General features: G+C 55.3%; 8 protein-coding genes. 1 reads left to right on the top strand and 7 read right to left on the bottom strand.

Annotated elements, in window-relative coordinates; translation table 11 throughout:
• Positions 1 to 2,153: 2,153 nt before the first annotated feature.
• Complete coding sequence (locus tag NB063_RS14980; protein ID WP_250929542.1) at positions 2,154 to 2,384, bottom strand: hypothetical protein; 231 nt, start codon at positions 2,382 to 2,384, stop codon at positions 2,154 to 2,156.
• On the opposite strand from NB063_RS14980, the gene NB063_RS14985 reads away from it, so the two are divergent.
• Positions 2,383 to 2,886: a hypothetical protein gene (locus NB063_RS14985; RefSeq protein WP_250929543.1), complete on the top strand. Its 504-nt coding sequence runs from the start codon at positions 2,383 to 2,385 to the stop codon at positions 2,884 to 2,886. The genes NB063_RS14980 and NB063_RS14985 overlap by 2 nt on opposite strands.
• 615 nt (positions 2,887 to 3,501) lie before the next feature.
• On the opposite strand, the gene NB063_RS14990 is transcribed toward NB063_RS14985, so the two are convergent.
• The 6 genes from NB063_RS14990 to NB063_RS15015 form a co-directional block, all read right to left on the bottom strand.
• Positions 3,502 to 4,110 carry a cysteine hydrolase family protein gene (locus NB063_RS14990; RefSeq protein WP_250929544.1) on the bottom strand — a complete coding sequence of 203 codons (609 nt, stop codon included), beginning with the start codon at positions 4,108 to 4,110 and terminating at the stop codon, positions 3,502 to 3,504.
• A gap of 280 nt (positions 4,111 to 4,390) precedes the next feature.
• Positions 4,391 to 5,530 (bottom strand): hypothetical protein, encoded by a 1,140-nt coding sequence (locus tag NB063_RS14995; RefSeq protein WP_250929545.1) that lies wholly within the window; start codon positions 5,528 to 5,530, stop codon positions 4,391 to 4,393.
• Between the two features lie 860 nt (positions 5,531 to 6,390).
• The gene (locus tag NB063_RS15000) at positions 6,391 to 6,915 is read right to left on the bottom strand and encodes an endonuclease V (protein ID WP_250929546.1); all 525 of its coding nucleotides are present in this window, start codon (positions 6,913 to 6,915) and stop codon (positions 6,391 to 6,393) included.
• An 81-nt stretch (positions 6,916 to 6,996) separates the two neighbouring features.
• Positions 6,997 to 7,719, bottom strand: a complete 723-nt coding sequence (locus NB063_RS15005; RefSeq protein WP_250929547.1) for a CAP domain-containing protein — start codon at positions 7,717 to 7,719, stop codon at positions 6,997 to 6,999.
• Positions 7,720 to 8,069: 350 nt separating this feature from the next.
• The gene (locus tag NB063_RS15010) at positions 8,070 to 10,982 is read right to left on the bottom strand and encodes a bifunctional fucokinase/fucose-1-phosphate guanylyltransferase (RefSeq protein ID WP_250929548.1); all 2,913 of its coding nucleotides are present in this window, start codon (positions 10,980 to 10,982) and stop codon (positions 8,070 to 8,072) included.
• Positions 10,983 to 11,803: 821 nt separating this feature from the next.
• Positions 11,804 to 13,690 (bottom strand): DUF2264 domain-containing protein, encoded by a 1,887-nt coding sequence (locus NB063_RS15015; RefSeq protein WP_250929549.1) that lies wholly within the window; start codon positions 13,688 to 13,690, stop codon positions 11,804 to 11,806.
• Positions 13,691 to 13,810: the final 120 nt, after the last annotated feature.

A 13,810-nucleotide genomic window follows, 5' to 3' on the forward strand; every position in this document is an offset into this window, starting at 1 on the left:
ATCCCAATTGGAGCACGCAAGCTGTGGTGATGTGTTGCCGATGCTTCCGTTCTCGGGCGATGCACGGCCGGCGTTACTCGGCAGTGGTGGTCATGCTGGAGGTTAGTCGTTTGCTACGCGATCACGCAGGCAAGCGGACCGCACGCTACATCGCTTTCGCTTGCGACGCTCCTGGGCATGCGACACGCTGGTTGGCTGGTAGGCAAAAAACCTGCAACAGCAACGCGTTGGCATCGAGGTTGCGACATTTCACCCAATCATCACCTGCGTTAGCTGGGTTGGATCAGGCTCTTCAGCTTCTCGATCAAGCTGCTCGCCTGCTGCAGCGTCGGACTCTGCGGCGTTGCCACAGCACCTGACATTGCCGCAGGCGAGTGAGCTGATCGAGAAGCTGAAACGCCAGCTGGCTGGTCAGTGAGCTCACCGGCCTTCCGGCCATTCTGCCACGCACCTTACCAGGTTTGTGGCTTTTTTTCTTAGCTCCCAGTGAAACGGGCAAGACACGCTGATAATCGGGGTGGTCGTTAAAGGGATCAACCGCAAGTTTGCTGTAGGGACTCCCTCACCGGGCAAGGCTCAACGCTATGCCAATCTGGCTTGCAGGTGTTCTAATAGTTCTGCTAACTCGGCATCGTCCAGGTGATTGTGGATGCAATCGCCAAACATTGCAGCCGGGGTGGTGGATTTCGTGGTGCTTTCAAGTGGACCATCAAAACTCTCCGTGTTTTCCGCGGTCGGGGAAACCCTAGCGGGGTAGTTTTGCGATAGGGCATCTTCAGACACCACGAGACAGATGCCGTCTTTTCCCGTGTTTTCCGCAACGGGGCTCTTTTTGTCTCAGCGTGTCTGCCCGTGTCCATCGATGTTTGAGCTGCGCTCGGGATCACTGACGGGCCGTTGACCGCCCGATCGAATTCTTGCTGCATTGCCATTGGGTAGTGCTTCTCGGCAACCCGTGGTGAATTCCCCAGCCAGTTGCAGGTTGCTTTGATTTGGAATCCCTGGCGTTCGAGTTCCGACTGCCTTGTCCTCTTCAAGCTCTGCCAGAAGTCCGGCCACAAAACAACCTTCGCGCGGGCGGCGCACGCCTCGATCCGTTTCGTTAGATTGATGTCGCGAGGGTACGTGCTCTGCGGTGCTCAGGCAGAACTAATTACGTAGCATAGCGTTCGCCTCAAAGGGTTTGTGCAGATCGTCCATTGTTGCCCCTACGAAGAAGAAGCCGCCTCGCCGCCGGCAAGGGGCCTGGTTGACGTGGTGGTAGAGTCAACAGAGCAGCGCTGGCAAGCACGCAGCGGATCCGGCCGTATAACTCGTCGTCTTCGTGACGCTGGACGATCGGAACAACCTCGCAATTCGTCCGTAGTTATTAGTGCGTAATCATCACCAACAAACTGCGGCAGGCGTACAGGATCACGGTCGGATTACTCGGCTTCAAAGCGGCCGTGCACCGGCGTATCATGATCTTGTTGGAGGCATGTTTCTGGAACAGTTTAACCGCGATCCGATTTGGTTCCGGGACTGACAGGGGCTTTCCCGACACCTCAACCCAGGCGAGCTTCAGTAACGCACGCAATAGCCTGTTGGCAATCTGCCTCGTATCTTAGGAGCATTGCTGCGGGTGATTCGCATATCCGTTAGAACGTCGTCCAGGCTTTCCGCCGTCTGTGAATTGAGGCGAGACTTAACGGTTGCGTTAGTGCCAATTCGCTTGACGCTCTCCTGCAGCAGTGTCCGTGGGACTTTCGATTCTCTGTTTGCGGCTCGTCTTTCCACAGTTTTCTGCCTGTGTTTTTCGGCTATGTTGTGATAACGGGCGATTTGGTGGCCTGTTTCCTTCCACGGGCCGGGCAAACCACGCATGACAACGGCCTGCATCCCGGTTAACGAAGCAGGGTTAAGTGGTGCCTATCGAACCGGGCATCTCGTCGCTCCCTGCCTGCGCAGACCCTCGCTTCGGTGGTTCCCGAAATAGTGGCATTTGCCATCCTCGCGTGTTTGGAAGTGGTACCTTTCGGCCTCGTCATCACCAGTAAGATATAACACCGACAGCTAAGTTGATCTCGCCCTTACTCTCGATCGCCAGCCAATCGAGCCCCAGTCCTTGCGTCCACTCCCTCCGTTCAATAGGCAGACCCATTCGATTGGATTTACTAGAAGAACGCGACCTTGCGTTGGCCACGACTGAATCCGTAGGGAAGGATTACGGTCTCTTTGGTTAGTTCGCCGTCAATTTCTAGGATCAGAGTCGCTTCCCCGGCGGGGGCGTCCACCGCTGAGTCACGCAAGTGGATCTCCCCTGCGGTAACCTGAGCAACATTGAGACGCTTACCAGCGACAATTAGGCTGATGGCAACATTCGATGAAAATTTGGTGGGAAGCATGATGCAGGCCGATAATTTGCTAACTTCTTTACTGACAGCCTACCTAAACGAACGTGAAGATGGCATCCCCAATCCTAACGCCCCCCTAGGAATTGGCGAGGATGGGGCTGTTTACCGCACAGCATCCCGCACAGCTGTCAAAATCTTCTACCGCAGCAAAAACTACGAGCGGGAATTGGGGTGCTATTTGCGACTACGTGACGTTGAAGTTACCGAGGTTGCGGGATTTGCTGTACCCGAATTGATCGACCATGACGATGAACGTCTCATCATTGAAATGGGCATCGTTACACCGCCCAGATTACTAGACTTTGGCAAAGCGTACTTGGATCGCCCTGGCCCGTTTTCGCCTGATCTGATTGCAGAGCACTTCGAGAGCAAGTCCGCAGATTACTCTGACGCAGACTGGTCGCGCGTGCTTGATGCCTATTATGAATTGAAGAGCTACGGGATCTACTATTACGATCTTCGCCCAGCAAACATCCAAGTTCGAGCCGAATGAGCGTATCGAACTTTATTGCACCTGGGCCGGCGACTACCCGGTATTTCATTGCTTCTATCAAACCACAGGTGTTGCGACTCCTTCAAAGTAGCACCAGCATTCAGAATCTGCCAGTAACGTCTTGCCGGAGGTTCCTCCGATGACAAGCACGCCCGTTTGGATCTGCCGGCACAGTCTCTCGATCTCGGCTGGGTTCGATATGTAGCACGGTTTGCTCCGCTCGTCGCTCGGTATCGCTCAAGCGGAAAATCATTGATCGCGCAAGCCCCCTCGGGACTGAGCAGTCACCCGAAAACCAGAGTACGAACCTCGTCAGTAGCCTAGTGTTCTCGAGTGCAGCGACTGGTTGTGCTTCGTCCCTCTCCGGTGATTCGTGTCGTTCATTTGCTGCGTTTGAATTCTGAAAATCTTGGTGACTTTTGGAAAGAGTTGCGTCTGATGATCACGTCGATTGGCTGAATTTCATCGGATCCAGCCCAGTGTTACGTGAAGCGGTGTGTCCCTTCAAACGTGACATGGTCCGCTTACATTGATTTCAAGTGATGATGGACACAAATAGGTATCAGAACGAGAAAATATAGTTGGGGCTGCGGGTATGGGAGGCACCGGGGGACGCTACTTGATGTCCTTCATGAGTTCGCTGGAGTTGCGGACGTCGGCTTTGAGGACTCGCTTCATCAGCGAGATGGCGTCTTCGGAACGCTGACGCGTGTTCGCTGCCACACAATCTGCGGGAATGGCGATTCGGAAGTCACGCATGTAGGCATCGTTGCTGGTGAACAAAACGCAAATGTCAGTTGCCACTCCAGTGATGACCAGTCGTTTCACTTGGAGGTGCTCCAGCAGTACGTCTAAGGTTGTTGCGTAAAATGCCGAATGTTTTGGCTTGAGGACAAAGTAGTCCTCGTCGTGTGGCAATAGCATCTCGACGATCGGTTGGCCGCAGACGCCTTCTCGGAGACAGTGCTCAACTTGGACGCGAAAGTCGGATTTCCACTTACCAAAGTTGTCGTTGGCGTAAATGATCGGCAGGTCATGATCACGGAAATGCTGTTTGAGCTTCGCGAGATTTTCGGCTGCGGGCAAAGCGTGCTTGAGCAAGTTCTGTCCTTCGTCAAACTCCAGATCGTTGATCATGTCAATGATCAGAAGTGCAACTTCGCCGCGAACGCTCTCGCAACCTTGAAGACGGTCGTTCTCCGAACGTTTTCGTTTCGCTGGCATGTGGGGTTAAGATTCGGATTGAGAGTCGACGTTGAACGTCCAGTCAGCGTCGTCAGAAACGTCGCCAAAAAGAAAATGTTCTGCGGTCAGGGATGTGGTTGCGGGCGGACAAATAGCGGTTCGGCTGCTGCGCCGCTGAACGCTTGGGTCTGCAGGTCTGCAGCGGAATATTCGTTTCGTACGGTTCGTAATTTTGGGTTGGCAACGGCCCGTAGGCTGCCCGGTACGTCACCGGGCAGCCTACGTCGTTCTACTGCGTAATGATTAAGGGATACCGAGCCTACTTCCGAGCATTGCCTTGGCTCGATGAAGCCAAGTCTTGGCGTTTCACCGCAGCGCGTTTGATATCGGTCGTCTTGCCATTGGCTTCGACCTGCGTCGCCATCAGCATCGCGCGATTCTTGATTTTCACGGCAGGACCTTTCACCGTGATTTGAGTGCCTTCGGATACGTTGAGGTCGTCGTTCTTGGCGGGGCCGAGATCAACCAGCAACGTCTTGCCTTGATCGGTATTGATCTTTGCCAACTGGTGCTCTTGGCCGCGAACTTTGCTCGTCATCGCCTTTTCAATCGTGCCGGTGTAACTGCGACCGCTGCGATTGATTTGCGTTGTCGATCCATCACGTTCCAGTTTTTGGGCCAGCAAGACGGTTTTGTCGCCGGCCTTGAAGGTGACGCCTGTCGCCGTCAACGATTGGCCGAGTCGTGGCGTGTTGTCGAGTTCATTGGCGGGGCCAAGGTCAACGATCATGGGCTGATCGGAACTCGAATCGCTCAATTGAACAACCACATTAGTTGTGGCCGGGGTTTTGACCTTTTTAACCGACTTAACCGTTCCCGTAATCGACTTCATCTTCGACTGCTGGGTCTTCTGTTTGGCTTCCGCCTCCGCTTGGCTCTTTTGAGCTTCATCGGAGTTTTCGTCGGTCACGTCGGAAAACGAGTAGAAGTTCATGTCCTCATAGGTGCCATCGCCATCGGTGTCCCAATAGCTGGCGTACGCATCGTACAGACCGTCTCTGTCATAGTCGTAGTAGGACGCCACGTAATCGAATTGGTTGTCTCGGTTGTTGTCCGAGTAGCTGTTGTATCCGTAGTCGGAGTAGTCGTAATACCAATCGTTTTCGTTGCCGTTGTTGTATCCGTAACTACTGCTCGTCCAGTCGATGTCATTATCTTCATCGGTGCTGGTGACGGCGTCGGAGCGGTCATACGTTTCATCGTCCCATCGCCCGATTGCTTCGTCGGTGGGATTGTAGTCGTTACCATCGAACCATTCGCTGACGTCGTACCACGCATCGTCTTCGTAGTAGCGAGTGTTCTCTTCCCATTCGTCCGCACGAACCAACGCGGGGCTAAAGGCAAGTCCAAGGACCGCGCACGCGATCGAGATGCGACGGAAGGATCGTGAAGGTTTCATGTTACATACCTCTTGTATTGGGGGTGCAAAAAAGTAATTCGATTGCCGAGTCGCTCTCGGTATGTTGAGACAAACACTTGGTTGCACCGGGGTTGTGGTGCCGACTCGACTGGTTGGAAAGGGCTGCGAATCGCGCGCCAGTTCCGCAGGACTTCCAATGAGGCGTTTCAGCGATTCCGCCTATTTCGCAGAGGTGGCTTGAGACTCGGCACACGTGCGTGATCGATGATCGCTGGTGTCGGGAGAGCGACGCCGGTATCCGCAAAACACCGTCAACTGGACGCCGTGCCCATTACTCGGCAAGAGCAGTTCGTGGCGGCTAAAGCAAACAATAGCGTTGACCAACGCGATATTGCCGGAAACGATTCAGTACCGAATCGATCGACTTTGATTCTGATGGTGAATCGATCGACAACCGTTTGATTCGGTTGTTCGCAATGCGTTCACAATGATCAGACAAATTCGCGGAATGCTTGTGGCGGCTTTTTCACGCTCGCAGCCCCATTGCCAGATCCAACGTTTCAGGCCACGCCAGCGTGGTGGACTATCGATCACACTGCTGGCGGCGCCTTCACTCCGACAGCAGACGAGTGTTGCATGCTGGTATGAAGGGTTGGACCCTCATTGATCAGTTTGGTGTTTGATTGCGCGGTGCGCTGGGGTTGTGGCGTCGGAGAATGAAGTGGAGCGGTGAAGAAGGCTTGCAAATTTTCAGGAGAGGGTCGGGATGTGTTTGAGGCCCGGACAATCACGCATCATGGCTCGCCAGGCAACTGGTCACTGACAGCAGAGGTTGAACGAGAGTTTGTTTGAGGGTATCTCGATCCGTGATCGCTTGGCGAAAGGTTGGTAAGCCTCATTCAGGAGGTTTGTTCTCCGCGGCTGAGTCGGTCGACTCGTCTGAGGATGGAGGGGAAGCGATGGGGGCCGTGCATGGCCGCGATGTTATGGACGGCTTGGGCAATTGGGATTCCCACTGCGGTGATGTAGAGCGGGCGTGCACTGCCGCCACGACGTAAGTGTGTCGCGTGCGTTGAATGCTTGAATGGGTTTTTCGCGACACCGATGACGGGGATGCATTCATTCAGAAAACGGTAGAGGTATGCTCCCAAGCCGGGATGGTCTTCATCGTCCAGCCACACATACCCGTCGACGACAATGCACCGTGGAAGTTGCGGTAGCTTTGTGAGCACTGCTTCGATACATGGCAACTCACGTCGATAGAATTGTCCGGGCTCATAATCCCGCACGTTCCGGATTCTAAGCGTGTATTCGCTTGCCGAATGGGAGTCACGCCAATCATTGATGACCACGCAGGCCGCGATCGCGGTCGTTGGCTTGGATTCCGATTCGGTGTAACCAACGTCGATGCAGGCAATCGTCATGTTGTGCGATCAATCCCTGGGGTGACGAATGTCGGACAGGAGTTGATCATAGCGTGGGGTGTTCGGAAATCGATTCCGTTTTCACTGCTTCCGCATGAGGGCACCGTCCGAGATGGCGAGTTCTGTCGATTCCTTCAACATGACTTCCGTGTCGTCATCGTTGAGTCGTAGCGTGGTTGGGAAACAACGAGTCATCGTTACCACGCTGCGTGGGGGCATTTGGAATTCATCGCTACTATCATTGGCTTCCGTGGAAAGAGTTTGCGTCTCTTCAGATTGGTTGGTCACTTTAATCTGAATCGCCGCTGATTTGGGACGGCCAAACAACTGAACGGCATAGTATGTCGTGTCGTCCGACGTCGCGACGGCAACGCCGGTCTCGGTGATGTAGTCTGCGAGCATGTTCTCGCGATGAGGCGGCGAGTCGATCCAGCCCTGTACGAACACGTCGATCAAACTGTCTGCGGTCACTTCTCCCGTGTTGGTGCGGTAAGCAATGTTTTCCCGCACGACGCAGTATTGGTAGCCTTGCTCTTTCGCTCTTTGAGCGGGCGTCTTGCCATCGGCATGGTGACCGTATTTGGAATTCTCCGCCATGAAGTTCGCAAACTTGGAGGCGGTTTCTGTTAGCGTTTCGTCTTGTTCGACCTTTGGTAGATTGTGCTTTTGGCGGAACTCGTTCGTTTGCACCACAATTGCTTTTTCAACCTCAGAAAGCAACGAGGACCTAGGCGAATCAGCTTGAGTGGTCTGAGTCAGGCTGAGCAGTATCAGTATTGGGGAAGTGATAAGATAACGTCGCATCGGGAAGCCTCATGTGCGTAGCGGTGTTGCGGGCAGGGTCTGCCTTCGAATTTTGGCGAATCCAACAGTACCGCAAATCGCAGTCCAATTTGGTTGTTCCCTTCGTGGTAGCAGAACTCGTCAAGAGTTTCGCAACACATTCCGCTTCGGAGAAAGTGCCAGAGATATGACCGACGTGGACATCGAGATCGTGCTCTCCACTCCGCGACTTCAAAGATGCGGTGTCGAGACGTGTCAGCGAGGGGGCTGATCCCCGCTGATGCTTCGGGTTGAGATGTCAACAGCCGTTCGAACGCGTCGAAGAGCACGTTGATCGCGGATTGTCTTCGCGATTTTCGCTGCGTTGGTGGTTAACTTCGCGTGACCTGCAAACCGGTGGAGGAGACGCGCATGTCGACGAAACGAGCTCGTTCATTTGGTGGGTTGTTTTCCAAGTCTTCGCGAAGTCGTCTCGCGTGATCGGCATCCTTCGCGAGCATGTACATGAACCCGCCACCACCAGCACCCGATAGCTTGAACGCGGTCGTGTGAGATTGAATGCGTTCGACGATCTCGACGACTTCGGGAGGATTCGTGCCGCTATCGAGTGCTTGGTTGTGTTGCCAACTGCGGTCGATCGACTCGCCAAACTTAGCGAGGTCGAGACGTTGGACGGCGTCAAAACACGTGTGGCTGTTGCGTTCGATTCCAGCGAGGACACCGAGTCGTGTTGGGTCATTTAAGAACATGCCTCGCACAATCTCGCCGAGGACGTCATGGGCTACCCGTGCGATGCCGGTGTAGTAAAGCAAGGCTCGGGATTCATACTCCGGCGACTCGAAGAACGCAGTGGGCAACCATCGGATCGCAGCGGTTTGAGTCATCCCGGGTTGTGTTTCAATCAACTTGGCACCCGGGAGCAGCCCACCGATTTGATCTTGCCAGCCGCCACCGCTGCCGAGCATTTGTTCGACGGCGGTGACGCGGTTTGCGATCGCTTGGGCGTCCCAGTGATAGCCGGCGAGTTCACTCAACGCGCCCAGTACCGTACCGGCGAGGATACTGCTCGTGCCCAACCCGGAGCCTTTGGGAATGGCGGCCAGCATCGAGACGTCGACACCTCCACCGAAGCTTCGCAGTTGATCCGCGAGCGAATCAAATTTGCCGCCGTTGAAATCTGGGTGAAACCCGCACAGACATAACGCGGCTTTGGCGACCGAGAACCCGCTGCCGAGCCCGCAATAGTTGCCCACTTCCTCGTACGTATTTAATTGCTCGCTGATCCCCAGGTCGATCGAGCGGATCGTGATCGACAGATCATCCGAACGACGCGCGAACGCTTGAATCGGCGGCTGGCCGTTGAGATTCAAGGCGATGTTCACCACACACCCACCTTGCTGGATGCAGTAAGGCGGTGTGTCGGTCCATCCGCCTGCAAAATCAACACGCGCGGGACTGCGAGCCCAAACGATTTGGTCGTTGGCGAGTTGGTTTTGGGGGACGACGGGATTGCGGTGATAGGTGGAAACGATCGATTCTTCGAGTAACCGAAGTGCGGCGCGTTCTTCAGCTTGCCAGCCGTTGTGATTGCGACATCGCATGACTTCGGAACGAAACATTCGGTCGTGGACCGCCAGCATCACGTCGTTGCCGGCTTCACTCGCTTCGGGAAGAGGCTCGTTTGATTCCGCAAAATCCTTTGCGACATTTGCCAGGTCGAGTTTGAAGAAGATGCTTCGTCGACCGTGGCCCACCATCACCGGAAGTGCGTCTCGACGGCGTGTGGATCGGATTTCCTGAACTCGTTGCAAATCCGACTTTTGACTTAGCTCACGCGCGGACAACCGGCGGGCGGCGAGCCAAGCTTCCCGGTGAGCGTCGGCATCCTCACCGAGTGAATCAGCCGTGCCGGCGATGAGCCACTTCATGAAGTCCGAAGTAATCGCACACGTTTCAAGCAAGGGGAACAAGCGAGCGAATTGCATGTCCGTGCTCGGATCGAGTCCCGCCTCCTTCCAGCTGATGTTGCGGTCCGAGAACCATTTCGCTGCCGGTTGTTCGAGCCACATCGTTGACTCATCGGCAAGTTCGCCTCGAAAGCGATCCGCGTAGCCGTACGGTCGAATCGCAAGCCCGCTCTCGCCGACAGGTACGAAATCCAGACAGACGCCATCGGCCAGATCAAGCTGCCAGTCGTTTGTCGGCACGCCGGTAAGCATATGACGCTTGCCGATTTTCCATGTTTTGGGGATGTGGCTTCCTTCCACCCACAATGCTTCGTTCTCTTGGCGTCGCAGCGGTCCGCCAAACGACGAGTCTTGAATGAACTGTTTGGGCTGCGCGAGCGACGAAACCGCGCCTAACAACGATTGATCGGTCACGATGTTTTGAAGCGAATACATCGATTCGATGACATCGTTGGTTGTACCAAAATGGTAGAACTCCCCGCCCTGCACGGGTGCAATCGCGACGGATAGCTCCGAGACCTCTGAGTCCTTGGCGACCGGTTCGCTGCCGAAGTGTTGCGACCATTGTCCGTAGAGGTCGTAGTTCTTTGGCACGTCGCCGCCGGCAAAGGCGTCACGTCCGACATCCCAGCCACACTTCGACATCAAGCACGCGACGGCTCGCTCGCTGAGCAACCACACTCCGATGTCGATTAGAAACGACATCTCCCGAGAGCGGTCACGGATTTCGTCGGGGCTGGGCTTTTGTAGGAACGTTTTCAGTTTTCTCGGGTCATCTCGATCGCAAAACATGACGCCGTAGTTTTGGGCGACTTCTGGCGACGCCCACATGCCCATCAGAACCACATCGACGTCGGACAGCTTTGGAATCGGTTCCCTGGAGCGGAGCATCACGTCACCGCTGGCGATCATGACCCGCGCCGACTCGCCCGCTTGGCTGAAAGCCTCACGCAGGAAAGGTTCGTTTAAATCCAGCAGCGTTTGGCCGAGTCGTTGACCGCGTGACCATCGCAGGACGGGAACAGGAATGAAGAGTTTTCCCACGCCGGCGTAAGCGGGTAGGCGGCGACTCTCGCCACCGCCGTGAAGGACAATACGTTGTTGGGCGTCTGTCCAATCACGGAATCGTTGCGGTTTGTTCTTTGAACGCCTCCAGGCTTCAGCGAGCACATGTGCCGTTCCGCCGCCGGACCCGAGTTGGGCCTCAGGCGGATCATGCGTCGCAAAGACTCGGTTAGCCAGATCCGGACGAACATCGGGAAGTTGCCGGCACATGTTGGGCGGCAGCGACAAAAGCAGTTGGGGTGATTCGTTCATGGACTCAGATTGTAATTGCAATGCGAGTGAATTGAATAAAGGTCCGAACGCGACATTCCATTCGCACGGCAAGTAACGGGGCATCGGCGAGCGGTGCGGAAGTATCTTTGGCTCGCACAATTTTGCACCGAATAAACGCGATGGAGAACAGACCCGTAACCGCTCACCAACATCAATTCGCTCTGCGTCGTGTTTTACCACGTAGCAACCGGTGTACGTGTGCTGACGTCCCGCTGTTTGTGCCCACGCGTTAATTGTCGATGGCCGGTAGGAAGTGCAGGAGTCCGATGGTAAGCAGGTGCGTAGAAGTGATTCGGTATAACGACAGTTCCGCTGATCGTGATCGGTTCGGNNTTCGCGGCAGTTTCGCCAGATGATTCCTGCATACCTGCTTAGTCGCGAACGGTGGCGTTCCACGGTGCGGCTAGCAAGAGTTGGGTGCGTTGGCAACTCGTGAGGTGGAGCTCGTCAAAAATCTTGGTGGACGCGGTACTCCTTAACGTTCCCTAGCAGGACAGCCCCACTTCGATCGTTCAATAGGCATCTAAAGTGTTGTGGGTGCGTTGTTTGCGAACAATGCATTGGTAACCCGAAGCGTGAGCGAGGGATTCTTCGTAACTCCTTCCCTCGCTTACGCTTCGGGTTACCTTTTGCTCGAAAGTGGCGCTGTCCAGCTAGGGACGTCGATTTAATGACTGCGTGATTTCAAAAGTAGCGGAACGCCGCCAGCGGGCTGTTGACTCGGGACCGGGCGACTTGCGCCGTTCCGCTAGAAAGAGCACTCAAACAATCAATGTCCCTAGAGAAAGTGGGTGTCACGATCACGAACGCTGTGGTTCAAAGAATGCGGGGAGAGACCAGTGTTCTATTCTCCATTCACCAAGTTCCGGGTGGATGAGGACCAGCTTGCCCGCGATGCTTGAGTGGATCGTCCAGGGAGATGACTCGGCTTCGTTGGAACCAGTCCATGCGAGTAACGCTAACATGCCGCGTCCTTTGTGGCGTGGGGTTTTGAAGACGGGGGTGGCGTGATACGGCGCGGCGATGTGGCTGCGTGGGGATGCGTCATCCAGCCGGTTGTCCCACTGCGGTACCGCGTCGCCCGCGAGCAGTTGCAAGGCTGTTCCCGTATGGGGTTTGTTCCAGGCGGTGAGGTAGTTAGGAGAATCGGAGAGGGATGCTTCCGGATTTGGAAGTGGCAGCGAGTAGCCACCGCAACGCATGACGACGGGTTGTCTGGCATCGTAGTCGTGCACTTGCAGGATCCATCCCGCGTTCCACCAGACGCCGGTTTCGACGCCGGTGTTTACTTGCCCGGTCTTGAAACCAAGGCTGTAGCTATAATAGACGTGTTCAGTGTCCATCTCGACAGCGACGGTCGAGTGTCTGCCGAAGACACGTCCGTCATCGAGTTCCGCTGTCAATGCCGAGTCGAGCGACCAGTTGGTTTGATTGGGGAACGCGAGTGTGAAGCTGACGCCGGTGCGATAAGCGGTCTTGCTCCATTTCCACGCACCATAGCGAAGTTGCGAATTGGAAATTTGTGAACCGGCATTGACGATTTCCACCGCACCTTGAACGCTGCGGACAACCAGACCGGCAGGCTTGATGACGTGCGCATGGTCGCCTGTTTCGGAAGGGAGCGGCTGTTCGGGAGTGCTCCAAAAAGGGTGTTCGGGCGGGATGAGAAGCGGTGCGAAACCTTTCGCGGCCCAGTAAGGCGATGCTGCGCATGAGTAGAGTTCCATGATCGGTGGAAACTCATCTGTCCAGCCAAGTGATAAACAGCCCTGCTCTTGTCGGATCGGTTTGGAAAGGAAGAAATCTAAGTTCCCAGTGCAGAGGCGACGAACGAGTCCGTAATCGAGGTCGCAGCAGTCTTCGGCCACGGTCATGCCAAAAACGTTGAGGCAATTGAAACGATAAGAGATCGATCGCCCGAAGGCCGGGTGTTCGCCGCTGGCCGCGAAGAAGTGTTGATAATCAACGACGAACGGCCTTGCCCATTCACGCCAGCGTGTTGCACGTTCGGGATCCCTGTCGCCGTACAGACGCGCCCACATCAGCCCGTAGAAATGAAACGCATAAGCGTTGTAGTGATCATAGGCTTGGTTGATGCCATCCTCGAACCAACCTCCGCCGCGATGCATCCATTCTAAACGCGTGAGGAATTCATCAACGATTGGTCGATCGGTGGGCCGACCGTAGCCGTGTTGCATGAGAAATTCCAGGATGTGGACTCCCATGAAATAGTGGTTGTTATTGACGATGCCGTTGCCGCGAGCGGTACCGAGCCAGCGAGCGACGAGATCCTTTTCGTCTTGGGAGAGGGGGTTCCAAAGCTGGTCCGGCGCGATTTGGAGTGCGATGGTCAGTAGGCCGATCTCAACATGGTGTTGGTGGTAGTTCGCGTCGGGCCCCCAGTAATGTTCGCTCTGAGGATCGGCACCGATTACCAGGCCGGCGCGAAACCATGCTGCAATTTTTTCACGAAAGGCCTGGTCTTCAGGACTCGGAACGGTCTGTAACCAGTGGGCGGCAAGCAAGAGGGGGCGAGCAAAGGATTCCAACCGGTCGGCTTGCGCATCGTGGTCGCTCGCCGGACCTTTGATGTCGAGGTCCGCGTGTCCCGGTTGCATGAGCGAAGCGAGTGGCTCGAGCAGTTGACGGGCAGCGTTTTGCCAGTGACGGTAGGATTCAGGTATCACGGAATTGCTTTTCTGGGGAATGCAATGGTTGCGCGGATCGATCTTTCAGTTGCATTGGCGTCGGGACATCGATTGTTTTAGCGCCGTTCCGCTACATTTGAAATCCTTCAGTGATACAAT

The organism is Aporhodopirellula aestuarii (assembly GCF_023701485.1).
GTDB lineage: Bacteria > Planctomycetota > Planctomycetia > Pirellulales > Pirellulaceae > Rhodopirellula > Rhodopirellula aestuarii.